31 protein-coding genes are annotated in these 26,220 nt (G+C 38.0%); 14 read left to right on the top strand and 17 right to left on the bottom strand.

The genetic code is table 11. The annotated features are described in order from the left end of the window. Positions 1–80 precede the first annotated feature (80 nt). The 5 genes from IPM62_02220 to IPM62_02200 all read right to left on the bottom strand — a co-directional run bounded on the left by IPM62_02220 (position 81) and on the right by IPM62_02200 (position 4,017). On the bottom strand, positions 81–383 hold the full coding sequence (locus IPM62_02220; protein ID QQS39406.1) for a hypothetical protein: 303 nt from the start codon (positions 381–383) through the stop codon (positions 81–83). Positions 384–710: 327 nt separating this feature from the next. Beyond that, the gene (locus tag IPM62_02215; GenBank protein ID QQS39405.1) at positions 711–1,322 is read right to left on the bottom strand and encodes a hypothetical protein; all 612 of its coding nucleotides are present in this window, start codon (positions 1,320–1,322) and stop codon (positions 711–713) included. Between the two features lie 159 nt (positions 1,323–1,481). Further along, the gene (locus IPM62_02210; GenBank protein ID QQS39404.1) at positions 1,482–2,183 is read right to left on the bottom strand and encodes an SDR family NAD(P)-dependent oxidoreductase; all 702 of its coding nucleotides are present in this window, start codon (positions 2,181–2,183) and stop codon (positions 1,482–1,484) included. Positions 2,184–2,292: 109 nt separating this feature from the next. Next, positions 2,293–3,063 (bottom strand): class I SAM-dependent methyltransferase, encoded by a 771-nt coding sequence (locus IPM62_02205; protein QQS39403.1) that lies wholly within the window; start codon positions 3,061–3,063, stop codon positions 2,293–2,295. A gap of 27 nt (positions 3,064–3,090) precedes the next feature. Continuing rightward, positions 3,091–4,017, bottom strand: coding sequence for a hypothetical protein (locus IPM62_02200; protein ID QQS39402.1), 927 nt, complete (start codon positions 4,015–4,017; stop codon positions 3,091–3,093). Between the two features lie 93 nt (positions 4,018–4,110). Here IPM62_02200 and IPM62_02195 point away from each other — a divergent pair, with 93 nt between their 5' ends. After that, on the top strand, positions 4,111–4,398 hold the full coding sequence (locus IPM62_02195; GenBank protein QQS39401.1) for a hypothetical protein: 288 nt from the start codon (positions 4,111–4,113) through the stop codon (positions 4,396–4,398). 117 nt (positions 4,399–4,515) lie between these two features. Further along, the gene (locus tag IPM62_02190) at positions 4,516–4,812 is read left to right on the top strand and encodes a hypothetical protein (GenBank protein ID QQS39400.1); all 297 of its coding nucleotides are present in this window, start codon (positions 4,516–4,518) and stop codon (positions 4,810–4,812) included. Here the strand turns inward: IPM62_02190 and IPM62_02185 are convergent. The 3 genes from IPM62_02185 to IPM62_02175 form a co-directional block, all read right to left on the bottom strand. Continuing rightward, positions 4,804–5,475 carry a hypothetical protein gene (locus tag IPM62_02185; protein QQS39399.1) on the bottom strand — a complete coding sequence of 224 codons (672 nt, stop codon included), beginning with the start codon at positions 5,473–5,475 and terminating at the stop codon, positions 4,804–4,806. The two genes, IPM62_02190 and IPM62_02185, sit on opposite strands and share 9 nt — an antisense overlap. Positions 5,476–5,551: 76 nt before the next feature. Continuing rightward, positions 5,552–6,451 carry a phosphodiester glycosidase family protein gene (locus IPM62_02180; protein ID QQS39398.1) on the bottom strand — a complete coding sequence of 300 codons (900 nt, stop codon included), beginning with the start codon at positions 6,449–6,451 and terminating at the stop codon, positions 5,552–5,554. A 197-nt stretch (positions 6,452–6,648) separates the two neighbouring features. Further along, positions 6,649–8,421 carry an ABC transporter ATP-binding protein gene (locus IPM62_02175; protein ID QQS39397.1) on the bottom strand — a complete coding sequence of 591 codons (1,773 nt, stop codon included), beginning with the start codon at positions 8,419–8,421 and terminating at the stop codon, positions 6,649–6,651. Positions 8,422–8,506: 85 nt separating this feature from the next. On the opposite strand from IPM62_02175, the gene IPM62_02170 reads away from it, so the two are divergent. From IPM62_02170 to IPM62_02160, 3 genes are all read left to right on the top strand, one after another. Further along, complete coding sequence (locus tag IPM62_02170; protein ID QQS39396.1) at positions 8,507–9,466, top strand: hypothetical protein; 960 nt, start codon at positions 8,507–8,509, stop codon at positions 9,464–9,466. Between the two features lie 143 nt (positions 9,467–9,609). Next, the gene (locus IPM62_02165; protein ID QQS39395.1) at positions 9,610–10,578 is read left to right on the top strand and encodes a hypothetical protein; all 969 of its coding nucleotides are present in this window, start codon (positions 9,610–9,612) and stop codon (positions 10,576–10,578) included. A gap of 124 nt (positions 10,579–10,702) precedes the next feature. Further along, complete coding sequence (locus IPM62_02160; protein QQS39394.1) at positions 10,703–12,202, top strand: hypothetical protein; 1,500 nt, start codon at positions 10,703–10,705, stop codon at positions 12,200–12,202. On the opposite strand, the gene IPM62_02155 is transcribed toward IPM62_02160, so the two are convergent. From IPM62_02155 to IPM62_02135, 5 genes are all read right to left on the bottom strand, one after another. After that, complete coding sequence (locus IPM62_02155; protein QQS39393.1) at positions 12,199–12,663, bottom strand: NUDIX domain-containing protein; 465 nt, start codon at positions 12,661–12,663, stop codon at positions 12,199–12,201. The genes IPM62_02160 and IPM62_02155 overlap by 4 nt on opposite strands. A 225-nt stretch (positions 12,664–12,888) precedes the next feature. Continuing rightward, positions 12,889–13,935, bottom strand: a complete 1,047-nt coding sequence (locus tag IPM62_02150) for a hypothetical protein (GenBank protein ID QQS39392.1) — start codon at positions 13,933–13,935, stop codon at positions 12,889–12,891. 10 nt (positions 13,936–13,945) lie between these two features. After that, the gene (locus IPM62_02145) at positions 13,946–14,410 is read right to left on the bottom strand and encodes a C39 family peptidase (GenBank protein QQS39391.1); all 465 of its coding nucleotides are present in this window, start codon (positions 14,408–14,410) and stop codon (positions 13,946–13,948) included. Between the two features lie 63 nt (positions 14,411–14,473). Then, positions 14,474–15,073 carry a hypothetical protein gene (locus tag IPM62_02140; protein ID QQS39390.1) on the bottom strand — a complete coding sequence of 200 codons (600 nt, stop codon included), beginning with the start codon at positions 15,071–15,073 and terminating at the stop codon, positions 14,474–14,476. A gap of 159 nt (positions 15,074–15,232) precedes the next feature. Then, the gene (locus tag IPM62_02135) at positions 15,233–15,754 is read right to left on the bottom strand and encodes a hypothetical protein (protein ID QQS39389.1); all 522 of its coding nucleotides are present in this window, start codon (positions 15,752–15,754) and stop codon (positions 15,233–15,235) included. An 83-nt stretch (positions 15,755–15,837) separates the two neighbouring features. Here IPM62_02135 and IPM62_02130 point away from each other — a divergent pair, with 83 nt between their 5' ends. The 5 genes from IPM62_02130 (at position 15,838) to rpsU (ending at position 20,462) form a co-directional block, all read left to right on the top strand. Next, positions 15,838–16,425, top strand: a complete 588-nt coding sequence (locus tag IPM62_02130; GenBank protein QQS39388.1) for an AAA family ATPase — start codon at positions 15,838–15,840, stop codon at positions 16,423–16,425. Positions 16,426–16,429: 4 nt separating this feature from the next. Then, entirely contained in the window at positions 16,430–16,822 is a 393-nt protein-coding gene (locus tag IPM62_02125) for a hypothetical protein (GenBank protein ID QQS39387.1), read from the top strand. A gap of 136 nt (positions 16,823–16,958) precedes the next feature. Beyond that, positions 16,959–17,816, top strand: a complete 858-nt coding sequence (locus IPM62_02120; GenBank protein QQS39386.1) for a DNRLRE domain-containing protein — start codon at positions 16,959–16,961, stop codon at positions 17,814–17,816. 62 nt (positions 17,817–17,878) lie between these two features. Further along, positions 17,879–20,155, top strand: a complete 2,277-nt coding sequence (locus tag IPM62_02115; protein ID QQS39385.1) for a bifunctional (p)ppGpp synthetase/guanosine-3',5'-bis(diphosphate) 3'-pyrophosphohydrolase — start codon at positions 17,879–17,881, stop codon at positions 20,153–20,155. Between the two features lie 112 nt (positions 20,156–20,267). Next, a complete protein-coding gene (gene rpsU / locus IPM62_02110) occupies positions 20,268–20,462 on the top strand; it encodes a 30S ribosomal protein S21 (GenBank protein ID QQS39384.1) in 195 nt (64 codons plus the stop codon). A 96-nt stretch (positions 20,463–20,558) separates the two neighbouring features. Here the strand turns inward: rpsU and IPM62_02105 are convergent, their stop codons facing one another. The 3 genes from IPM62_02105 to IPM62_02095 are packed head-to-tail and all read right to left on the bottom strand — an operon-like array spanning position 20,559 to position 22,152. Then, the gene (locus tag IPM62_02105; protein ID QQS39383.1) at positions 20,559–21,206 is read right to left on the bottom strand and encodes a ribonuclease HII; all 648 of its coding nucleotides are present in this window, start codon (positions 21,204–21,206) and stop codon (positions 20,559–20,561) included. Positions 21,207–21,242: 36 nt separating this feature from the next. Further along, on the bottom strand, positions 21,243–21,884 hold the full coding sequence (locus IPM62_02100) for a hypothetical protein (protein QQS39382.1): 642 nt from the start codon (positions 21,882–21,884) through the stop codon (positions 21,243–21,245). A 25-nt stretch (positions 21,885–21,909) separates the two neighbouring features. Continuing rightward, a complete protein-coding gene (locus tag IPM62_02095; GenBank protein QQS39381.1) occupies positions 21,910–22,152 on the bottom strand; it encodes a hypothetical protein in 243 nt (80 codons plus the stop codon). A 249-nt stretch (positions 22,153–22,401) separates the two neighbouring features. Between IPM62_02095 and secE the strand changes: the two genes are divergently transcribed. The 4 genes from secE (at position 22,402) to IPM62_02075 (ending at position 24,876) form a co-directional block, all read left to right on the top strand. Beyond that, on the top strand, positions 22,402–22,587 hold the full coding sequence (gene secE, locus IPM62_02090) for a preprotein translocase subunit SecE (GenBank protein ID QQS39380.1): 186 nt from the start codon (positions 22,402–22,404) through the stop codon (positions 22,585–22,587). 8 nt (positions 22,588–22,595) lie between these two features. After that, on the top strand, positions 22,596–23,348 hold the full coding sequence (nusG, locus tag IPM62_02085; GenBank protein QQS39379.1) for a transcription termination/antitermination factor NusG: 753 nt from the start codon (positions 22,596–22,598) through the stop codon (positions 23,346–23,348). A gap of 280 nt (positions 23,349–23,628) precedes the next feature. Beyond that, positions 23,629–24,054: a 50S ribosomal protein L11 gene (rplK, locus tag IPM62_02080; GenBank protein ID QQS39378.1), complete on the top strand. Its 426-nt coding sequence runs from the start codon at positions 23,629–23,631 to the stop codon at positions 24,052–24,054. Positions 24,055–24,057: 3 nt separating this feature from the next. Continuing rightward, complete coding sequence (locus IPM62_02075; GenBank protein ID QQS39377.1) at positions 24,058–24,876, top strand: hypothetical protein; 819 nt, start codon at positions 24,058–24,060, stop codon at positions 24,874–24,876. Positions 24,877–25,011: 135 nt separating this feature from the next. On the opposite strand, the gene IPM62_02070 is transcribed toward IPM62_02075, so the two are convergent. Continuing rightward, positions 25,012–26,163, bottom strand: coding sequence for a hypothetical protein (locus IPM62_02070; protein ID QQS39376.1), 1,152 nt, complete (start codon positions 26,161–26,163; stop codon positions 25,012–25,014). Positions 26,164–26,220 lie beyond the last annotated feature (57 nt).

Raw genomic sequence — 26,220 nt, 5'->3', positions numbered from 1 at the left:
TCTAACTGCATTTTAATCAACTGCCTGTAACGAAGTGAAACTGCTCTAGTGTCTCCTACACACGATTGCGACAGTCTTTGCTAGACCCACTCCTTATCATCTGGGAGCTTACGGTCCATTCCCGGGCCAATTATTTGATAATCAAGTCCGTCACCTTTCCAATAACAACATCTTCTATTCTTTACATATCGGTCATTTCTTCTCGCGTGACACATACTTTTCGGTTTTCTTAAAGGACACCCGAGAAAGTATTCTATTGGGGTACCTTCTCGATCATAATTAGGAGCTATTGTCACGGTAACAAGCGGTCCGTTTTTACACGGCTGACAATTAAAACTGTCTCTACCTTCTAATAAATATTTCGGCAGTCGATCATTTTCCATTTTATTTAAATAATTCCTACTAATTCGTAATCCGGTCTGTAAATTTTTCCAATTCTAACATGATTAAGGAGAATTAAGTTAATAATAATAATGAATAAAGTCAACAGATACTCATTACGAAAGTACCCTCTATTACCGGACAAATCACAATAATTAACCACGATATAAAAGTCAGCGGTTTTTCTACAAACTAATAAAAGTTTGTTCAATACTTTACTTCATCCGCGGGCTTCTAGTTCACAGATTTCGCAATTGTTGAATAAAGTAATTATTCTGACGTTGAAAATATTGTTTGCACTAAACGTAGACTGGTAGGATTAATAACTATTACGCAAACTTTACAGACCGAAAAAACATAAGTAGTTGCTGGCCAATTGTTTGTCGCCAAAATATATCTTGCTCCTCACGCGTCATTTCTGAAATGTAGCGTCCGGTTTCCGGATCGATCTGAAGCGATTCAAGCGGATATCCATCGACCAAAATAGCGCTCGGTTTACCAACAAATACCCTGGGTGATCTTATCACCGTTTCTTTGTATTCACCTTTTTCGTTGGCGATACAAACTCCATACTCCCAATACCCGTTTACTTTCCCTCCCAATTTGTCGATCAGTTTAGAATAGTAATCTCGCATCTGTTCATCTGTCGGGCGTTGAGACATGCCATGTATCCTTCGCACATTAACACCCGGCTGTTTCTCTTGTGTTAAACCCGAAAGATACAACGCGTTATCCATCGAAAAAACCGTTTTACCCAAGGCTTTGGCGTAAGCAAAGGATTTTATTCTGGCGTTATCTAAAGCGGTTTCACCATTTTCAACTATTTCTGGAATTTTGCTTTTGTCCTCAATTCCGACAACTTCAATTCGATCGACCGACAACACACTTTGAAGTTGCTTTATTTTAGCTTCATTTGTCGTACCAAATATAATACTTGTCATATATTTTAATTATAATTGCCTGATGCGTGCCACAGTACCGGCTAGAGTGGTAATTAATAATAAGTGATTTCTCGTCCTTCGCCAACAGTCTTTAGTGTTAGCCATTCTACTTTCATAAAAAGATGGTTAGTTAAACTTTGCGCCAACCCGAAGCATTACTTACTTTTGTAAATGATTTATCAAATCCATCCTTTTAATATTTATTTTGGGTGATCTGGTTAACATGAAGTCAATCGCTTCAACCGCTTCCGCAATATCAAACATCCAAGGCTCGTTTACTTTGTAAACCATCCCTGCTTTCTTAAATAACTTGGTATTCATACCTCCGGGGTAAAAACCCATAACGCGAATATTTTTATTATCAAATTCTTTTTCCAAGCCTTCACTAAAGCCCTGCATGCCATATTTCGCCGCAGTATAAATCGTATGATAATAATCAAACGGTATTTCGATACCCGCGACACTTACAACATTTAATATTTGAGCAAATTTTGACTTAACAAGTTTCGGCAATAGTGTTCTTGTTACCAGTAAATGCGAGAGTAAATTTACATTAATATTTTCAATAATTTTTTCGTGTTGCATCTCAAGTGTATTTCCCTCCAACCATACACCGGCGTTATTAATTAAAATATCCAACTCACCCAATTTCACAAAAGCACTTTTTACCGTTGATGGTTTGTTGAAATCACACACAACAGTATCGTATGCATTGATTTGTTTTTTAACTAAGTGTACTTTTTCTTTGTTTTTTCCGTGGATAATTACCCTTAACCCTTTATCGGAAAAATGCTGTGCCAACAGTTTTCCCAGCCCATCTGTGGATCCCGTGATAAGTATTGTTTTTTCCTTTAGTTCCATGTGCTTAAAATTAACAACTCTCCAATTAGGCTTCACTCACCTTTCCTTTATCGCCTTTTATATTTTATTTACTTGTCATACAATCACAAGTAGTTTTAATCAGTATAAATTAATTTCTACAAACTGCAATAAAAGTCGAAGGAATTTCAAGGCCCTCGTTTAAATCTGATAAGGGGTTAACTCGTGCATATCTTCCCTGTAAAACTCTTGGTAATTTAGCCATTTTCCCCAGAACGCTATTTCGAGGCGTAAATATTTTGCCCGTTTGATAATAATAATCAATGTGTTGAAAATGTGGAGATAATAAATCCTGAAAGTCTTCAATCGTTGGTTCAAAAAAATGATATGGGTTGACAGGAGAGCCATCTATGCTTGTACCGGGATTATTAAACACTCTGTTGGGGACAGAAACTACAAATCGTCCAGAATTACCAAGAACTCTTTGTACTTCACTCAGATAGTGTGGCACCTGATCTAGCGGTATGTGTTCCATCGTTTCGAAACTTACAACAGTATCAAAAGTATCATTACCAAACGGTAGCGATGTCGCGTTTGCATTTACCGCATATTGACGACCTGAACCCATTCCCCGACCAAATACTAAGGCATCGTAACTAAGATCAACTCCGACGACATAATTTGAAGATTTAATTAACCGTTCTCCGTACCCCGTCCCACAAGCCACATCTAAAATTTGTCCCAGATCCCCCAACGAATTAACAAATCTGTATCGCTCTTGGTGAATTTCCAGGGTATGCCACATGCCCCATGGAGTATGTTTATGACCATACTTAGGTTCAGGTTGATTTAATAAATATGACAAAGAAAGCATAGAAGGATCAATTCTTTCACCATCAAATATGCCATATTCTTTTCCCATATTAGTTAAATAGGGGTACTGCTTCTATTATTCACGCATACTCATAACAAGCCCGTCGTTTATGTTTGAATTACTGGGGATTATAAACGGCGATCGTTCCTTTTTGCAAATTTCCAAAATGTTTATAAACGCTTTCTCTATTCCCCATAAATAATATTTCTGATCCAGCTGATAATTTTTTTCTCTCTCGTCGTAAGGTATGGGTGTAATTTTCTCGGAAAATTTTTCAAGTTCGTTAACGTCTGCCCTGAATGGATGAGACTTCGACAAATAATATTTTTGCATGTTAAGACCGATTTGTTTGAAAACATCAATGATGCAGGAAGAACCGTATATGACGGGTGTTTCAATTGCTTTGGGAACGGGTGCGAGTTCACGAATCACATAATCTTGCATATTTCTGATTTCTTCTCGTGTCGGAAAATCACTACCGGTATGGCGCGGTGTGAAATTGTCAAATAAGTATTGTGCTCCGGTTTTCAAGAGGTATTTATGTTTCAATTTATGTTTATTGCCAATAAGAATCTGCACACTCCCACCTCCAACATCAACCACCGTGAAATCACTATCGGTTTTAAAATCTCTCATCACAGCGTTGAAAAATAATTGCGCTTCTTCGTCTTGGCTTATTATTTCAATCTTCATACCAACTTCTTTACGTATCTTGTTTGCTATCTCATTACCAACCTCGCCCATTTCCCTTAATGCATGGGTAGATACGACTCTAACTTTCTCAACCTTCGCCTGTCTTAATAACTTCTCGCACCTTTTCAATTCCTCCAAGGTTTGGTTAAGATTTTTTTCCTGGGGACGGTTATTATTTTCGGTCATTCTGACACCCAAGCATGTTAGTGTATTTGACTGATAAAGTGTTTCGAATTTATTTGAAGAAGTTACATTCCCCATGAGCATTTTAACTTTCAGCGTTCCGATGTCGATAACTGCAATTTTCATAAATGGATTGTATATTATTTTTCTGATCTTTTTCATGACAAATGCGCTGATCGTCTACTTCAGCTTCTTGTCGTCATCTGGTATTATTGGTTTATGGAAGAAAAACAAAATTCTCCAAAAGAAAAAAAGGTGAAAATGGGTTTAAAGACGCGAGTGATCATCCTTTTAATTTTGATAATTTTATCGTTAGCGGGGGTTTTCTATCTCTACTACAAAAATACGTTAGACAAAAGAGTAATGTATGAGAAATCCAAAAATACTTATGATCTGGTTTTGGAAGAACATAAGCGCTGTACCCAATTACTAACCCAACAGTCCGGCAATTTTACCGACTACGATTACTGTCGTAAGTTTACTCAGACGTTTAGTCTAACTAAGTAAGATAATTGTCTCAACACCCCCGCAGACAGTTCGCATTGTCAGTTAGCCAGTACATTGTCGATACTTTTACCTTTAGTCTAAGTATTGTTCGATAAAATAATTTGTTATACTAAGGAAGTGATAGCCGACGTAAATAAAATATTCTTCTTCGTACTTCTTTTTTTTGGCGGTATAATTTTAGTACTCTATATTGCCAAACCCGCACCTCTGTGGAGTTGTGGTGCGAAATTTACCGTGGTCAAAAATTCAGGGCTTAATGACAGTGAAGTTTTTGAGAAAGCATGCTTTTACGAAAAAACGAGAACTGAGTGCGAAAGTGTAGATATCTACAAAAAGGCAACCGACACCTTCGGCACGGAAGATGGCATTTCTGATTGTGTATGGAAGTTTTCACCCGGAAAACAATCAGAGTGATCTTTTTTTATAACTTCTCCAGTCATTTCTGACAATATCAATATATAAATAAAATGGTGGACCGATAACACATCCTGTCATCAAAACAGAAAGTGTGTTCCCTTCTATATGCAAAACACCAGTCCAATAACTAAAACCTTTGGAAATTACAAAAAGAATAAATAAAAATGGTATTACGCTTGAAATAGCGATTAATAAACTAATTTTGTCATCTTTTTTATCTCCCATATTTTTCACACCGGAAATTTTTTTAACTAATCCAAAAAGAGCATGGTTCATTGCAAGATAAAGTATCAATATGTAAAAAACTCCCGAGAGCAATCCTAAACTAAAATTAATTAATTCCGTACCGATATCAAAGTAACCACCGCTAAATTTGAATACCTGATCAAAGAAAAAAAGTCCCAAGTAAACTACTAAAAATACAAAGGAGAATTGAACAAAGTCATCTTGCCCGAAACGTGTAATGTGCGTTTTTCTTTTGGATAATTTTTGAGTGATGAAAAACACACCGGCCGAAACGAGAATAACAGTAAGTGATAACCATATATATCGCAAGAGTGAAATGACGGTAATCATTTGAAGAATGATAGACAACACAAAGCTGATAATAATGAAAAGGGGCATTATCAGTTTATTTTTGTAGTATGTAATATTTTCCATGAATTTATTTTAGCATGTTACCCAAGCGTCATTTCATGGTCAATGTGTACCAAAGTGCAAGCCTCCCCTATCTAAATTACTCCTTACTATTTCCTATCATCAAACTATCGCCTATGTTTCTAGTCAATCCCATACGACCTGGTGAATACGCCGACGGTTTATTCACCGGAATATTTAGTAACTTGATGTTGCCATTTTCATCAACAAAAATGAGCGTGCAAGATCCTCCGCCATCAAAGTTAATCGCTTGATAGACGTTATATCTAAGAAGTATCTCTGACAATTTTGTAAGTGTTACTCCTTCACTTTTCTTCTGGCGTCCGTCAACAACGACGATCCACAAGCTTTTTCCGTCTTCACTAATTCCCATCGCGGTTCGGGGATGTTTTTCGTTATCATCATAAAAATCGGCAATTTCACCCTCGTTAATTAGAAGCACGTTACCCGCAATCACATTTTCAGTTTCCGTTGGACAAGCACTTTCGTCTACCGACAAAATATCGCCGATACACAATACAGGGTATTTTTCCTGGGGAGGCGAGAATTCAATTCCTTGTGATACTGCCTGTCCTAAAATATTAATACCATCGCCGTAGTTAGGATAGATGCCGGATTCAAACGGTTCAAAAAAATTAGCATTAACCGCTACTACCACCTTAAATCTATCAACTACTCCCCCTATCTGGTCAACCAGTGTTTGCGCCGACGTTTCCCAACCGTTAATTGTTTGAGGGGGCGTAACCAAAAACCCCACTCTGGAAATGTCGGGTATTTCAATCGTATGGATACGAAGAGTGCTTGGGCTGTCTACTATTTCCTGTTTATAATTTATTCCGTCACTTAACGTGGCACGCGTACCGACTTCATTAGAATAAACAGTATTATTAGCCGTATCTCCCGCAAGAGAAGTTAATCCGAAAAGTAGTGTAAGTGAAATATTTCTTACCTTAACTAACCCGCTGCGTTCCGGGTTCATATTCACACTATACCATTACTTTGCAAACAATACGTGACAATCTAAGGTATGATACACCTACCTGTTACTCGCCGAAATTTATTTTACACGCTGATACTTTACGCGCTACAGTGTTTTCCGCCTTCAGCGGTAAGACAAATCTTAATTAACACGTTAAATCGTGTGGAATTACTAAAAAAACGTAATCAAGAAAGTTATCACGTCAATTCATATTCGCTTAGAAGTTTCTTGTTGCCTTCCATTTGATACCTTAATAGTTCCGAATAGATTCCCTTTCTTCCTGCCAGTTCTTTAGGTTTTCCGCTATCCACAATTCTTCCTTTGTTTAGAACAACAACTCTATCGACGTTTTGAATTGTCGAAAAACGGTGAGCAATAATGATTACAAGCCTGTTTTTCATTAATTTTTCCAGTGCGTCCTGCACGTATTTTTCCGATTTACTATCTAGGCTACTTGTTGCTTCATCTAAAATTAAAATCGGTTTGTCGTGTAGTATTGCCCTGGCAATTTGAATTCTTTGCTTTTGCCCACCTGATAATTTCACTCCCCGTTCACCAATTTTTGCATCAAGTCCTTCTTTATATTTTTTTACAAAACTATACGCGTTTGCTTGAATCAAAGCTTTTATGACCTGTTTATCGGTAGCATTTTTAATTCCATATGCTACATTTTCGCGAATGGTGGATGAAAATAATTCGTTTTCCTGAAACACAAGAGCGATATTGTTTCGAATAACTGTGTGATTAATTTTTCTATAATCTTTTCTCGACATCTTTATCGATCCTTGAGTCGGATCGTAAAGCTTAAGTATTAAATTAATAAGCGTCGTTTTTCCCGATCCGGAATGACCAACCAATGCCACTTTCTGGCGTTTTTCTAATTTTAAATTTAGATCATGTAAAACATCTTTTCCTTGCTCGTCATAAGAAAAGCTGACGTTAGTAAATTCAATTTCCGGATCTCTCAAGACACGTTGTATATTACCTACGATAAATTTTTCGCTTCCTTGTAATGCAAGTACTTCAAAAAACGCTTTCGAGTCCGCTTCAGCGCGTTGAATTCGCTCCAATATATAACTCATACCATACAAAGGCCACCTTAGTTGGCCCATAAGTTGAATTATTAAAACCATCTCTCCTAAACTTAATTCTCCGTAAAATGTTTTTCGAAAAACTAGAAACAAAATTGCCACAAAAGAAATCTCCAAGCCGAATTCCCGGATGAAGTTTAATATATGGTATTGAGTAGATTGTTTGTCATATATTTTATTTATAGTTTTGTATTTATCTGAGACATATTTCCATTCACTCATTTGCGTGTTGTAAGTTTTTACGAGTTTAATATTACTTATTACTTCCTGAATTCTCCCCCTGGTTTGATCCTCGTGAACATTTTTTTCTTCCTGAAGTTTCCCCCATCTTGTAGTCGAATATGAAGAAATGGCAATATAAACGGGAAAAACGCTTAGCGCCAAAAGACCGATTGTTTTATCATAGTAAAGTAATATGCCGATACCGAAAATCGCTTGCAACAAAGATGGCATAATAAAATTCGTAGCTGCCCCAACAAACTCCCTGATCGAGTTAATTCCGCGATTAAGCTGATTGACCATTTGGCCGGAAATTTCCGAGTCAAAGTATTTCTGAGGAAGTGTAAATACTTTACGGTAATACACCTCGGTCAAATATTTTCCCAAACGTGACGAGATGTGATCCCCAATTCTTTGATTTAGCGTGCTTAATATTACGCCTGTGATATTTATAACTAAGATTAAAAGAAACAAAGAAACCAGTTTTTGGTAATCACCACTTGTATCATTAATTTGGTTTGATAACTCGTCGACAACAAAACGGAGCGTCACGGGTGTCGCCTGTTGCAAAATTGCCTGAACGGTAATAATAAGTGAGACAAAAATTATCCAACTATGCTGTGGTTTAGAAAGCTTTACTATTTTATAAATATTTTTCATAAAGAATATAACCTTTGTATTATAACGCACTGTGTATTTTTAAATTATACTAACTTTGTTGCCGTGCGCAGAGTAAAATATAACCATGGTTGACAACGAATCCGATATTTTATATATCCCCTATGAAAAAGCACTGGCATTGGCAGGTTGGGGTGTAATAAACCCCGGTAGAAGAAAATTGCTTGGTGTACTAACGAAATGTGCGATCGTCGTTTCGCTACCACCATCTTTACTTATCGCTTGCGCAGAGCCTGATAACACAGGTCAAGTACAGGCAACTTCCCAGGCGTTACAAACCACACGTACCGCAGCTATTAACGCTACCTCTGAAGCTCGCACTCCGGAAATATATCAAGCAGAAATGCGGGAAATTCCACCCAACTTAGTAAACTCTGCCGTTCGTGTAGAAATAACTACACCCTATCTCGACACGGAATCAAACAAGGTAACTGAAATGAAAGGCTCAGGAACAGTTATAGAAGTTGATACTCAAAATAAAATTGTATATGTACTTACAAACGGGCACATTGCAAACTCGTTATCTAAGGAAAATTCGACAATACAATTGACTCAAAACCACTGCGGGGAAAAAGTGGAAGAAGTTTCACACGGCTATGCATCTACTCTACCGCTTGGTCTTGAGAAGGAACCAATTGATATGAATAATCCCGATCAGGCAGTTATTGCCATTAGATACGAAGGTGAATTAAATATCCCTCCTTTTGGTATGGAAAAATTAATATCAGGTCAAATCTCAAACGTAGGCGAAAAACTACATGCTCTCACTTTCACTTCTGCAGCTTTTCATCAAGATAGCATTTTCCCGATAAATTTACATGTTTCGAGAACCGGAGAAAATAAAGCTTTTTTCGGATCTACAGTTTCGGGTGGTTGCAGCGGATCACTTGTCGTAAATGATCAAGGAAACGGTGTAGGTATTATCACAAGATCTGATACCAACGAAACGACCTTTCGATATCTAACCAACATACCGGACTTGAAACAAAAAGCGTATGACAATTTACTGGCAAATGAGTCAAAGTGAAAAGTGTGTGACCGGAAATTCTACATCTTAAATACACTCACAACTACTTTCATCAAGTTTTCATATGTAATTATTTGATATGTGCGACATCTTTATAACACTAACCACTTGCCTTGGTTAAGATATTAAATCAAAATATAGACATGACAGATATTACTGAAGAAAACATTCTTAATGTCCCCGAAGGCGAAAGAAAGAAACTTATACAACAAGGGGTATCTAAACCAGGAAGAAGGGAGATACTGAAAATCTTATTTTCTGTTGGTACAGCAACTGCTTTAACGGCGTGTGGTAGAAAAATTACACCATCACCGGGACTTGTAATAACAGCCGAAGACGTTGTTCCAACAACTCAAGCGTCAATATCGGCAACTTCGGAAGCAATGACGCCGCAAGAATTTGAAGAACAGTTGGATCAAATACCTGTCAATTTGAAACGATCTACTTTTCGACTGGAAATGCATATGGGTGAGGGAAAAAGTCCAATATTTTCTACCGCAACTTTGCTGGAAGTTGATAGTGAAAACAACATTGCATACATCCTGACCGCAGGACACGCCGCTAACAATATAACGGACCTTCCACCCCACCAAGCACAGACTAACTTGAATCAAATCCACACCGGATTAAACTTACCCGTAACACCGTTATTTATAGGCTTTAGTAGCACTTACCCGGTCGATAAAAAATACGATTCTTCAACGGAAGCTTATCAACCATCTGATCAAGCTGTTATTGCCATAAAAATGGAAGACGTTAACGCTATTTCTTTCGCTCCGTTCCCAACTAGCGACATTGCAACTAATTGGGTGCCAAATCCCAGTGAAAATCTACACACAATAGGATATACAGAAGCCGCGAGAAAAAGCAATGGTGTTTCACCCAAGACATTTACAGCCAGGCAAGAAGGTGAAGTAATAAAAACGAGCATTCCGTTCACAACGGGTTTTAGTGGTGCACTAGTAGTTAACGACTCAGGAAAAGCTGTGGCAATGATAGCAAGTACAGGAGTAAATGAGGGCTATATTAAACCACTAAGGGACATTGATGGAATGAAACAAAAGGCTTTGGAAAATTTAGCCGACAATATTAGAATTGCACATGGTGCATAATGTTAATGAGTAAACAACTTACTTTCATCAAGTTTTCAGGCAGAATTATTTGGAACATTTAAATTTCCGTAACTCATCACACTAACCACTTGCCTTGGTTAAGATATTAAATCAAAATATAGACATGGCAGATATTACTGAAGAAAACATTCTTAATGTCCCCGAAGGCGAAAGAAAGAAACTTATACAACAAGGGGTACCTTACCCAGGAAGAAGGAGGTTCTTGCAATTTTTACCTTCTGTTGGTGCAGCAGTTGTTTTAGCGGCGTGTGGTGACGAAACCGTATTTCCAACTCCAGCCCCTGTTGCAAATGCCGATAAAGGCTTGATCTTACCGACGGCTACTCCTGACACTAGATACACAACCGAATCGAAAGAATTTAATAATCTCCAGGAAACACATTTCGTCAGCCGTGAGGGGGTGGACACTTTTGTTCACACGCTTGGTTGGAAAACGCCTCTCAAACCACACGAACTAGAAATCTACATTAATAGTCGCAAGGAAACAGATTTACCTGAAAATAGTGTTAGGACTCCGGAAATATTTGTTGGTCATGAGGCTTTTAAAATGTGGCAGGATGGATTAAATGCAGATGGAGAACAACTATTACCGTTTCTTGAATATCATTTTAGAGCTTTACCAAATAAACTCCTTGCCGGAACAAGACCCGAAAACGGAATAAATGGTATAAGAATGGATAACAGTAATCATCCAATTAAAGTCATCGTCGTTGATGAGCAGTGGTTACAAAATTATCCCGGTGCTCCTTATGGATCAGTAACTTCAATTCACAATTCGAAAGATGTGTATGCAAGATACTTAATCCCCAAAACATATAATCCGACTTCCGGAGGATTTTTAGCAAAAGATCCTGATTCAGGAAAAGTCGTCGACACGGGATTAATCCACGAACAAACACATCATACACTTTACAATAATTATCATTTGTTAAATTATTACCTAAGACTCGAAAACTGGACATCCTATCCTACAATGCCCCGAACCGAAAACATTGGCTCAGGCAATATTATGCTCTGGAAGTTGTCGCAATCGCAGAAACACTTGTTATCCCACCACTTGAGTGACTGGAAATATTATTTTAGTGGTGAAAGCCCTTTATCTCCGCAAGAGGAACTTGTCGTACATAGATCTGTATTTGGGGACGAAAATATGGCAAGCCCTCTCGAATCACAGATGAGTTTTTGGGATGATCCATTTATAAAAGGAGAGCTGTCTGATAAATATACTTTTACCGGATCACCGGGTGCATCAACTGCCAGACTCTACCCGGCTACTTTAGATGAAAAAACGGGATATGATAATTTCAAATGGAATTTTGACGTCGACCCGATACCGCTAAATGTCAGTAACGGTGTTATTGAGCTAGACACTACTTATCTAGAAGGAAATATTGGTTTAAGTACATCACCTGAAACTCAGACTGTATCACCAAGAGCTTTTTTGCTTGTAGTTGGTGAAGGTGATCAAAAAAGGGTTTACGGGTTTACAAGCTGCCATCTACTCCATTGGCATTACAAAGAACAAAGAGCTCATAATGCAAAACTGGGTGCACAAGGACAAAACTTTCCAGTTAACATAAATCTAGCGGATTTCGAAAGCTAGTCCGTGTGTAAGCTGGTGTATTTGTTTATCAAATCCACGCAGTCGGGGGTAAATTTATTGTCTTTAAGGTTATCAAGCTTTTCCCATTTGAAAGCCATGTGTTCATCACTAATTATAACTTTTATCTTCCCGACCAATGTGCATTCATATCCAATTTGCACGATTCTGACATCTGTTACTTTTTTGTTTGCAAAAACAAAATTTTCAAAATACGAATCCCCAACCGCTACCAATTTTCCAATCTCAACACTAAGGCCCGTTTCTTCTTTAACTTCGCGCAGTAATCCTGAATCTAATTTTTCATCGATTTCAAGTAACCCTCCCGGTAGAGCCCAATATCCGCTATATTCACGATTGGGTTTGATGGGATACCGAAGAAGAAGTAATTTGCCTTTTTCGACGATAAACGCTTTTTGACTAACAAGAAAAGTTACTGTTTCAGGCAAATTGTAATAATCCATGTATTTAAATCAGAGTCTTATTTTTCTCCTTTAACTTCTGCTTGTCAATTGCTAAGAATAATTTTTCACCAAGCACGTTCATACAAACTTTTTGCACACAAAGCATCATTGCCGTACCAACCCGTGCTCTATTTAACACCGCAATATTTCATACCAACTTCCAATAATGAGAATTTCTTACGAAAAGACGGTATGAAGAATTTATAGCCTACGATTTATTTTAGACTACTCCTCTACCGGAGAAAGTTTCTCTTTACCTCTGGCATCTCTCATCGTGTTCATTAACAATCTTTTAACGATCTCGCCGAAGTTTATTCCATATAAATCAAGAATAAGCGATAGTGCACAATACAATTCTTTCGGCCCGAAGGCAGGATTACTATTGCTATCAATAAAATAATACCTGCCCGACTGGTCAATTCTCACATCGAACTTTCCATAATCACTCATTCTCGTCACATCAAATGCTTTTTTAACAAGATGAGATAAATTACTGTCACTGAATTTTTCATATCGGTAACTATCTTTACCCGACTCCAACCATTGATCTTCAAAAGTTGCAAACGCGTTAGGATTACCATAATCTTTAAATACTTTTTCTGCCATATAAACCTTTTTGTTCAATCCTTCCAGTAACATCGCAGTTACTTCTTTTCCGGCAATGAACTCTTCGACTACAACCGGCTGTTTGTACGTCCCAATTAAATACTTCACGCGTTCACGAAGGTGCTTTTCATCATTTGAAACCGAGTCGTTGGTAATTTCTACCCCACCATGGATTTCGTTTAATTTGGAAATTAGCGGAAACCGAAGGTCACTACTAAGCGGAGTTGCAATATCAGGTAATAATTGGAAATTTGGAACAGGAATACCGTGGCTTTTGAGAAGCTCTTTAATTAAAAACTTGTTATACGCAAGTGACTCTCCCAGAATTCCCGCCCCGGTATATGGTATATCGAGACTTTCCAACATTCCCGGAATCGTCGAGGACAAATATTCCTGCCCATTTACCGAGCCAACCAAATTAATTACCATGTCCGGTTTGTCCTTTTTCAGACTATTTATTACATCCGGAACCCCAGGGTAAAGATAGGTTTTTAAGCCAAGTTTATCAAGATATGTCGCAATCACTTGAGCATCGTGAAGGGCGTCTTTTTCAGTTAAGTATTGATCTTCTGTAGGAAAGTATTCTCTTTTAACTTCGCTATAGAGTATTCCAACCGTATTGGGAAAATCGTGAGAATTGTTATTACCGCCAGGGTCTTGTGTCATGTATTTGAATTTATTTATATACAACTATCATCCTTCTGATTGTAAGATCGTCTTTTGCTTTAATGTAATCACCCGGAAAGTCAAACCAAACGCGGTAGAATTTCGTATGTCGCATTGCTCTGACGTGTCCCATTTCCGGATCGAGTAAATAAATATTTTCATCGTCGATATCTACCACAACACTATAATGACCATCATCCTCGGAAAACCAATCTACAATAACCGGTCTGAGTTTGTCAACAACTTGATTTTTAATATCGGTTAAATCGGCAAAATCTTTAATATACCCTTCCAAACCGTATTCCAACGCTGCCTCAAGAAGTCTTCCGGCTTCGACACCCATCTGCACCGAACAATCGGTAGAATCAACTAATTCTTTTTCTGTTACTTCAATACCATAGTAATCCAATACAATCTTAAGAGACGCCGGACCACAATAACCTGTTTCTTGTTTAAATGGCTTTACTTTCAACATGGATTGATTAAATTATCATCTTTTTGTATTTTTTGTGAAGAACCAAAATCGTATACAGGTTAGTTAATCCCAGTGCCTGGTAAGTTGTGAATCGGGAGCGTTGGTAGAATCAGCTTCTAATTTCGACTCGTTGGTGGATGGTATTTGACTTTCTAGTGATATAACTTTCTCAACTGCCTTATTTTGCACACGCCTTCTCCTGGCAACAGCAAATACTAAAAGCATAAGCATGCAGAAAGTGTAAATAACAAATGGTACACCCAAAAACAAAAGTGCAAAAATAATTCCAAAACGTAAAGATAGTACGATTAAAGTTGTCGGGAAAAAGATCGTGCCAAAAACAAATAGTATTATCGGGATATACTTTTGTAACCTTGTTTTTCGCAAAACCAATTCGCTAAAAACACTTATCACCGCTCCCCAAACAAGTAGAAAGGCAACAAGGTCAGTTGCATCAAACGTATAGCTATTGCGTAATTCCCGTGCCAGCCACGGAGTAAAAGAAATCCACAAAAGGATAAGATTTTCCATTTCATTGCCCGTAAGAACCACATATGTCAGACCAACCAAAATTAAAAATAGTAACGATGTAAAAATTCCTTCTAAATATATAAATAGTATTTTGACGAAACTATATGGAACTTTCGGACTATCGGAATACATATTTTGATTATGAATCAATTCTATCTAAAAATCACTCCCATCTACCATCTACCATCTACCATCTACCATCTACCATCTACCATCTACCATCTACCATCTACCATCTACCATCTACCATCTACCATCTACCATCTACCATCTACCATCTACCATCTTATTCTAGAGTTCGTGGTATTTTTCCTCCGAAGTAAAACGCACTGCACCCAAATTTTTTAAGCGCTCTCTTAATTCTTCAAGTTCAAATTTTGTTAAATCTATCCCCGCTTTTTTACATTCGATTAACGCCAAAATATAACGTCTGGCAAGTCTTGCGTCTTGGATTTTTAAACGCGTTATCGGTTCCGGTTTGGGAACACCGAATGTGTCGATATTTAATGAAGCATACATTAAATGTCGATAAACACTGGCGCATGTTATATTCTCGATCGCAATCGGCCGTTCCTCATCAGAAAACATCGTCTGACGGGTTATCGCGATACGGTTTGTGCAAATGGTTAGTTTATCTCCACCTTTGATAAACCCCATAATAGGAACTGTTTGTACTTCAAAAATTATATGGTTGGCAACTTTTTCAAGGCGATCAAGTTTGATACTGTCTTCACCGGCAAAAGAAGATCCTTGAGCTTTTTTATGTGATTTAAGCTTAGTACCTACAAAGATAGTCCCCAATTTTGTGGACATTTGAATACTTAATTATACAACAAATCGGCAATTTACGGTAATTACGCATTGACACTATTATGTAAGAGGAATTATATATACATATGCATAAAGTTATTTGTGTTGCCGGCATGCCTGGAAGCGGCAAAAGTACCGTCTCCGATTATTTAGTGGGAAAGGGATTTAAATTTGTCCGTTTCGGTCAAGTAGTCCTTGATGAAGTCAAGAAACGCAATCTCATACCGTCGGAAAAGGTTGAAAGAGAAATCAGGGAAGGTTTACGGGAAAAACACGGGAAGGGTGTTTTGGCAAAGCGCATTATTCCCGTGATCGACAATATGTTAAAGGAAAACAATGTCGTAGCCGACGGACTTTATAGTTTCACTGAATATAAGATAATTAAGAAGTATTTTAAGGACACGGTCATCGTTGTAGCCGTATGGGCACCACCGCAAGTTAGATATACAAGAATAAGTGAGAGAAAAGCAATTAACGATCCTCAATCACGATTCAGAAGTTTTACAAAAGAAGAAGCAGCCAAGCGTGATATCGCTGAAATCGAAAATTTGGAGAAAGGTGGACCGATTGCGATGGCGGATTATACATTGATAAATTCGAAAGGAAAAAAATATTTATTTACTCAAATAGATACATTGCTTACTGCAATTGCCCAAAACAAAGTGCTATTATAAATAGATGTTTAGACTTTTTGCCTCTTCCTTTGCCGCGATCTTAATCGGAACTTTTACTTTGATATGGCATTCGGCTAAACCAAAAGTTAGAAAAAAAATTACCGTCTATACTTTTATTCTAACCTTAGTTTTATTGCTCCACAGATGGTATCAATTCTTCACACCAACAGCGGATGCTAATTACGATTTCTATATTGCTTTTCCGATGGGAAATGTAACCAGAAAGCTGTATCATGCCCTGCTGGTTATATCAACAGGATTTCTCACTGTCTTTGCGATCGGTCTTTGGAAATATAAAAAATATGCTTATTCGCTTTATGGCTATGTTCTTCTGCTTGTTTTTACATCCGTACTACTACTCTCAATAATTTTATATATTAATTTTCGCCCCTATTAACTGTTCTTGTTTTCTGTGTATCGTTTAGAAAGTAGTGTAGATCGTTAATAAAAGTAAGTATTTCACTGGTTAATTTTTCCCTGCTTTAGACAGGAAGAATTTGCAAAGGTAATTCGAATAATATTATCATTAGACAATGGACAATATATCCAATATACCGCAGGATATTCAAAAAGAAAGTTCTTCGCAGAATTTAGAAACCACAACAAAGCCCATGGCTACCAAAGTTACATTGAAAAACAAATTTTCCAAAATATTGATCATTACCCCGATTATCATCGTAATCATTCTCATCTCCTATGCGTCATTCACTTACGGAAGGTTAACTGCACCCCAAATAGGAAAAAACGCACGGATTACAGAAGATGAAAAATCTGACGCCGTGGAAGTGGTAACCCAAGGGTTAACGCCCCAACCAAAACCGACCAGGACGGAAATACCCTTAACCCAAGCTCCGGAAAAACCGACCGTTACCAAAATCGTATTAGGACAAGCAGATCTTGACGGCTACATGGCAAGCGACGGTATTGGTTATTCCGACAAAGAAATTCGTATAGGTCGAGATAGTGTGAGTGTTACCCGCGGTTTTGTCAGTTTTGATCTAACAGTTATTCCGACAGGCGTTACTGTTAAAGCGGCTTCTTTAAGGCTTTATCAAATTAAAACTACTGAAAATCCCTACGCAACAATTGGTGATTTAAGATTGGACCACCTTAACTACGGAGATAGTCTGGATGCCCAGGACTATTCCCTGCCGGCTTTTGTCAGCAATTTTGCTACTATTTCAACCAGTAAAAATATCGGCTGGAAAGAAGCAGATGTAACTAACGCCGTGCGAGATGATTTTGCAAATGGCAGGGGTCAAAGTCAATTCAGAATTCATTTTGGGAAAGAAACGTTAGGTGAAAACAAATCGGGAGATTTTGTATATTTCATATCCTCTGAACAAAAAGGTTCAGTCAACAGACCACAGTTGGTAATCGAATATTATTAAACACTACTACCACAAATTCTGATAATCATTTATAATTCTCCAATTCCCTCCGATAAAGTGTAATGACGGCAGAATCAACGGCTCCCCCCAGCGCCAAAAAAAAACTATCACCAACCGAAATTGATGTGAGACGGCTGTTAAACGAAGCTGCGAGAATGGGCAGTTCATCTAATCTTGAAAACTTGGGTCCGTTTGATTATCCCGAAGAAGCGCTTTTGCCGCCAACTGGCATAACTACCGAAGAAATAAAACAAAAAGCTTTCGTTTATATTCGTATGCAGGTGGACAATCCTGACGAGCTAATTGATAAGTTAAATCAGGCGGGTGACTTCGCACAGGATAAATTAATAAAAGCAGGAAAAGAGAAACGAAAAAGTGATGACGAAACCCAAACTCACCACTGGTGGATGGTTTATTACTTACTTCGACTTGGCATCACTGACGAAGATGCAATTTGCGCAACCGTACTACACGATATTTACGAAGATACGGATACCTCTCTTGACGAAATTACGGAGGCAACAAATAAAAATGTTAGCAATATTGTTGACGCGCTAACGAAAATCAGGAAAAAAGAAGATGTAAAAGGTAAACCGCGACAAACTCAGATATCATATTGGAACGAAGAAGAAACACAAACCGTATTTAAACTTCTTGGCTCATTAAACTCCGAGCAACAAGTCGCAGTAATTATAAAAACAGTTGGAGATGTTGTTCACAACGCACTCACCTACGAACATTTACCAAGAAATAAGAGTATAGAAAAAGCGACTCTCGCAGTAGAATTGTATTACAAATTAGCCATAAGACTGGGCGCATTTAATGCTGCCGATTTGATAGGTAACGCGTCGTTTAGGTCGCTCAACCCGCAGGAATACGCGAGATTAACGGCTATGCAACACATAGTTGACAATGCTTTAATCGGATCAATAAATGATGAGCTTGACCGATTGGTTAGTACAGCGAGGGTTGACAATATGAGGATTCCGTATTCGGCAATTGCAATTGAAACACAAACTCCCCTAGAAGTTTACTTAGCCAATCACAACCCCACAGAAGAAAACATGCTTCCAGAAGTTTATATAATTTGTGATACTACAACATCTGTCCTCCAATGGAAACATTATTTAGGTGAGCAAGAAAGTTTCAAACCCCACAAAGGTGAAACTCCAAGTCTTCCTTTTTCTCACGAGGGAAAAACACATCGCTTACGTGTTCATGTCTTTCACCAGGAGGATCTAGTAAATCCTTTAGATAATTTCAGAGGTATACATACCAACAATCCAGATTTAGCCACAGGTGCACTGAAAAAGCTAGCAGATATCGCAAGATACACCGATCAATTACAAAAAAACGGAGATCCGCACATCGAGTTACTTACCGAAGGTTTGGGAAGAGGAACTATCAACATTGAAACACCTACGGGTGAAATATTGACAGTAGCATCCGGAGCTACTGCTTTGGATGCCGCATATGCAATAGGAAGAAACTTAGGAAATGATGCAACGAAGGTAACTATAATACAAGGCAACAATAAATACGAAGGTTTACCGTTAAACACCTCGCTTAAACCAGGAGACAAAGTATGGTTTGAAGTCGCAGAAGGTTCTAAGGGCCGTAATATCGTTTTTCCAGATAGACTTGACATGGTTACAACTGGTAAAGCAATAAACAATATAACTAGGCGTTTGGAACAACTAACAGATGATGCGATATATGGTCCTGAAATTCGCACTAGGGCAATTATTCGCGGAACGCGAATGATTGAAAAAACCTATTCAGGAAAAGTAAGCGATAATCCCAATCTACCAAAGGAACCAATATTAATATTCCAAAAAATGGATGCTGGGTTTGCTGATATTGCGCATCAAGTTGGGATTCATGTGCCAATTAATACCGAAAGTGATCATTACATGGAAGAATGGCATGATTTATATGGATTTAACCCCCAGCTGGCTATGGCAGACCGATTTGTAGACGATGTAATTGATCGGACACTTGAATGCCCGCACTTCCGCATAGTTACCGAAGAAAAAGCGGGAGTTATGAAAATAATTGGAGAAAGTGCAGATAAATGCGGAATTAGCTTTGTTCCGATTGTTTCACCTGACAACTCACCTCAATCCAACCAATTTAATGGAGGCAAATACATTCTCGATATATGGGTAATAGAGGGCAATGATGTCAATGCACTCATCACAACTTTACTTATTAATAACCCAAAATTGCAAGTAACTAGAGTTGACAATAACACCGGAGAATCTTCCCCCGTCAACACGAGAAATGCACAACAGCTAAGACTAAGACAAAAGATGCCACAAAAACATAAAATTAACTAAGGTGTGCAATTATCTTTTTATGGAAAAGTTGGTGTTTTCGTTATACAATAGCTTAGGTGATCGTATATGACACAATTAATAAAATACATATTACGAAGGGAGGCGATAATCCATGGTGAAAGTCGTAAAACAACAAGGAGAATCAGACGACAAACTAATCAATCGTTTCAAAAAGGAAGTTTTGAACTCTGGTCTACTTCAGGAAGCGCGTGATAGATCGCATTACATAACAAAAGCGGAAAAAAGAAAAGAGAAAAAAGCCCGCATAAAACATTTGATCGAATTGGAAAAGAAAAGAAAGTATTAATACGATCAAAATTCATTAATTCTGCAAATACTCGTTTTTGTCTTTTGATGTTTTTATGTATGAAATATACATTTAAAAGATAAGTCGATTGCTTTTTTATATATAATTTCTCACAAATAGTTTTCTGTGGTGTTTGGTTAAGCCATGTTTTCGGATAGCATCGATATGTTCTTTGGTACCATAACCTTTGTTTTTGTGCCATGCATATTTTTCATATTTTTTGAAAGTCGATAAATCATTCATAATCTTGTCCCGATATACTTTCGCAATAATACTTGCTGCAGCGACTGAAAACGACAATGTGTCCCCCTTGATAATTGCAGTTTGTTTCTCTTTGGGGAAATTTACAAGTTGAGGAATATTGAACGCGTCAATTAATAAGTGTTCAAGTGAAATATCTGCATATTTATTTGGTAATATTAACGCAGAATTTACCGCGCGACGCATTGCTTCGATACTTGCTTTACCGATACCGTTTTCGTCAATTTCTTCTAAATTGACGATACCGACTCCAATAACTAGGCATTTATCTATAATCCATCGATACGCCATTTCTCTATTCTTTTGGGTAAGTTGTTTGCTATCATTTATTCTAATTGCGTCATTTAGCCTAACTCCCGAATCAAACCCGATACATGCTGCAACAACGGGTCCTGCAAAACTTCCCCTCCCCACCTCATCTACACCGCCAATCAACTTGACTCCTTTCGTCCATAATTTATTTTCATACGTAAAATCTGCCATTATGGTGTGAAGATATTCATGTGTAGTTACATCCTTCTAGTCCTTACTAAATTTTACAAGAACTTGTGTCATATCATCCTGTACAAATCGTTGCGGCAAAATACCCTGTAATAACACGTATTTACCAATTTCACTGCTGTCACTCTCCCGATTTCCATTTACAACATGTCTCATTTGCGTATGGCATAAAGCAGATGTTGCAACTTCACGATTTACTCCATCGGTACTCATAAACAATTCTCCTCCTTGTTCAATCGTTAACTCAACCACGCTTATCACAAGCGGCCTGGTACTTCCAACAAATTGCCTCACCGTATTTTTGCTAATCAGCGTTTCCTGCAGTCGTTCTTCGCCGGGTTTGTAAACCGAAATACCACCCAAATCCCCATTTACTCCGACAGCGCATACGGTAACTTCATATTTACCGTTACTTTCAAGTTTAATCGTAAGTACTTGCAATGTGGTCGAAAAACCATCACGGTGAAATTGACATATTCTCTCATCTTCAGTGGCTTCTTTAATTACTGTCATCATGTCGCCATCACCTTTTGCTTTATCCAAAACAAGACGTGTTAATTCTAGTGACATTTCACCTGCTTTGTTAATAGGACTAAAACAATCAATTCTTGTTTCCACTCCTTCAGCAACTTTTTTCCCATACGAGACACCATCGGCCATGACAATTACTGTTTCATTTGCAGGTCTAACGGTAAATCCAAGTGTATCTCCATAGGCTTATGGTGTGATATGGAGCAGCTGGTGCCACAACGCCGTATATTTCACCTTGTGGAATCGTTGCTCTTACAAATACTGCAGCCCCCAATAGATCTGCACCGTCTTCTTCAAAGTCGACACCTGCAATAGTTACATCTTCGGAACCCCGTTGCGCAACTTTGCTAGCTACTCTTTCGCTTATTTCCGAATCGTGCTTCGCAACAACAACCACACCACCTATTCAAAAATTTTCTATTCCTTGGGTTTTATCTCCTGTAATATCTTCGCTCACTCTTAATAATATATCAGAAATTGGATATAAGAACTATTTGCCCGTGACAATTGCCAACCATATATATTTGATACATCCACCAACATCGTCTACAGCTTTACTATCGGTATGAATAAGTATTTGCAAAATTTCATTTATTATTAGAAAATATTGTATCTTTTCTCTATCTCTGGTACAATTTCCAATGTTATGAATAATTTGGCTCATTATTTGAAAGGTGTTAGATTTGAGCTTTCAAAAGTTATATGGCCAAGTAGAAGCGAGGTTATTAGACTTACCACAGTAGTTGTTTTGATATCGGTTATAGTAGGATTATATGTAGGAGGTCTTGATTACGCTTTTACAAAATTAATTGAAACGTTACTTTCGATTTAAATATTTACATGTCTGATAACAAAAACCCATTAAGCAAAGAATCTTCCGATACCATAACCAAGGTTGAGGAAGAAGTTTCCGTTACACAAACCGCTGACACTTCAGGCAAAATTGGCACGGATATATTGGATGATAATGACAATGACTCAGGCGCACATGACCAAAGTGCTGTCGACGAACGCGGTACCGGCAAAGCAAAAATTAAAGGCCATGTTATTATAAATAAAACAGACAACGAGAACGCCAAGTGGTTTGTCGTCCATACAACCAGCGGACATGAAGCCAGAGTTGCAGAAACACTAAGACAAAGAGTTGAAACAATGCGACTAGAAGATAGTGTTTTTGAAATACTAGTCCCCACTCAAGACAGAGTTGTAATTAGAGGTGGTAAAAAAGCAACAATTAAAGAAAAAATATTTCCCGGATATATGCTTGTTAAAATTATTCTTGATGACGCTACTTGGCTTGCGATAAGGACAACTCCAGGAATTACCGGCTTTGTTGGTGCAGGTAACCAACCGACACCACTTTCCGAAAATGAAGTGGCAAATATCCAAAAGTTCGTATCAACTCCGGCAAAAAGATTCAAAACTAAATTCGTTAACGGTGAGGCAGTAAAAATAACTGATGGTCCTTTTTCCGATTTCTTGGGAACAATTCAAAGTATTGATGAAGAAAAAGGTAAAGTTAACGTCCTCGTTTCTATCTTTGGTCGCGAAACTCCCGTTGAGCTCGATTTACTTCAGGTAGCCAAAGTTTAACAACACGTTATCAAATTATCACCCAGAATAGATTCTTTTTGGCGAAATGGTAAACACACCACTTTGCAGTCTTTGTTTACCCCAATATAACTTACGGGAAATTACTAACAATATTTTATGCTGAAATATATTAAACTTCTAACTTCTATTTAATCCAACCAACTCTTGCAATTCACTAACCCACTAGCTACAATATGTGTACTTCAGCAGTATTTTAACTGTTTGAGGTAGATGAATAATCGAAAACTTCAAGTAAAGTCTTCGTGTATTCGTTACATATATGGCAAAGAAAATATTAACGGTCGTAAAAATCAATTTACAAGGTGGCATGGCAACACCTGCACCTCCTGTTGGAACCGCTTTGGGTCAACATGGTATTGCCATTATGGATTTTGTTAAATCTTACAACGACAAAACCGCGGAGATGAAAGGCCAGATGGTTCCAGCCGTAATTACCATCTTTGAAGATCGGTCGTTTACTTTCGAACTCAAAAAGGCTCCAATGTCGGAATTTATAAAAAAGGAACTTAATTTACAAAGTGGATCTGGAGAGCCAAATCGTAAAATTGTCGGTGAATTGACAAATGAGCAGGTTGAAAAAATCGCCAAAGAAAAAATGGATGATTTAAATACCGACAATCTTGAATCCGCAAAAAAAATCGTAGCAGGAACTGCACGATCAATGGGAGTAAAAATTAAAAATTAATTTATGGGAAAAACAAAAACAGCGCTCGTAGCCGATCTTGGCAACAAGAAAGTGATATCGGGAGCTGAAAAATACAAACTCAAACAACTAAAAAAGATCGAAACCGAAAAAAGCGCCGTTAAGGGTGTTGGTCTAAAAGGCGGCGAACGCGTAAAAGTCGTTGGAGGAGATGCAACCGAAACTATCGAAACTCAAAGCACAGCAGGTAAATCCCCCAAAGCCAAAAGAGGTCTAAGAGTACGAGGTAATAAATACAAAACGTCGTTGGCAAAAGTCGACAAAACCAAGCTTTACTCCCTTACGGAAGCCCTAAGAATTGCCAAAGAATCTTCTTATGCCAAGTTCGATGCAACACTTGAAATGCATGCTGTTTTGAAAAAAGAAAACGTTAGCGCACAAGTAAAATTACCTTTTAGCGCCGGGAAAACGAAAGTCATCGAAGTTGCCGATGACAATACTTTGGTGAAATTGAAAGCGGGAAAAGTAGATTTTGACGTACTCCTTGCCACAGGTGATATGATGCCCAAACTTGTACCTTTTGCAAAAATTCTTGGTCCCAGAGGATTAATGCCAAATCCCAAAAATGGAACAGTTATCAAAACCAAAGACGATGCAAAAAAGTTTTCAGCTAGTGCAATTACAGTAAAAACCGAAAAGAAAGCACCTCTAATACATACAACAATCGGCAAAGTTAGCCAAGACGACAAAGAATTGGAAGCAAATGCGCAAAGCATCATTAAGGCTATCGGTAAAAGTTTATTTGCAAAAACCTATATTTGTGCCTCAATCGGTCCCAGCGTAAAAGTCGACGTCAATAAATAACTTTTCACCTCGTATTGTTATTTTAACATTAGTTTTTTCTTGTCAGTTCTTTGCAATGTTTCCAAGAAATCGCAGAAAAAAGCTATCGGTAATGCGACCTGCTCACCGTTATTAAAATTGGTTTTAGTAAACTATTTACCAATTCAAGACATCACTTGCAGGATAACCACCTATTTCTCTTTGTTCACGGAATACTTTGACCGCTTGATAATACTTGTCCATACTAGCCTCAAAATCTAATGTTTCTCCATCAGACTTTAATACGTTTAAATCGTTCCATCCATTTGCCCTGTCATTACTTCCCGCCAAAGCACTTGCATCACCCGTTTTTTCACCTTCCCTATTTACCAATTCACCGTTTCCGATAGCCGATGAAAAGTGGGCAATTTTTTGCGTTAAGCCAAAAACCATCTCTATATACAAAACACCTTCCACTTCTTTCAATTTCCCATCTCGTCTTCTTTGAATACTTTCTGACAGTTTTTTAGCATTACGCGAAATGCTATCTTGTGACATATTAAAAATCTTTTCGAAGGTAACCGGCTCATTTCTTGCGACCAAAATAGCATAATTGATAGCCAAATACTTATCCAGACTTCCGGCGGCAGGATCACGATCAATATCCGCACCTGCTAAAATGCCTGCCGTGAGAAAGTCGCTCGTTCTAAGTACTATTCCTTCCAGACTATTGGGTTCAGGATATTCGGACTTATCTTTTGATCTGCGTAAATACCTCGGGAAAGTGTTTCTTTCGTGCGTGTCTTGCTTGGTACTATTTAACACACTTTCTACATATGGCATACCCATGTGTGCACGAATATCGCTTTTTACTTTTTTTATCGTAGCCGTCTCAAAACCCCTGTCTTTTAGTAACTGCTCGCTCCACAATGCACTGTCTTCTCCGTGCATAAGAAGTCTTGCGACTCTGGACGATTTACCTGAATGCTCACGATTATCATCATCTGGCAACTCTTGTCTTTCGGGTACCAATTTCATCGCATCATGTAAAAGCGCTTCAATGACAATTAAATCTTCCTGAGCCTGTGTCACGTCAATACGGTTATCACGAAGTACCTGAATAGACTTTTTGGCTAACACAACCACCAAATCAACGTGTTTTTTGTTTAACTCAAGCTCTTCCCTACTACTTATAGTTCCCTCGAGAAACGCCCGATCATACTCATCGAAAACATCCCGGCGAATTTCTTTAATTAACACTTGCCCATCCGGAGTCCCCAGTTTTTCCTCGGCTTTAGTATGAACTTGCTCAATTTCATCTTCCGACATACCTAATTCTACTACTTCTAAAACAAAACATATATTTGGAAAGGGTTAATCGAATAT

Source organism: Candidatus Woesebacteria bacterium, assembly GCA_016700095.1.
Classification (GTDB): domain Bacteria; phylum Patescibacteriota; class Microgenomatia; order UBA8517; family UBA8517.
Note: the sequence above shows the minus strand (reverse complement) of the source record. Positions and strands in the feature narration are given on the sequence as shown.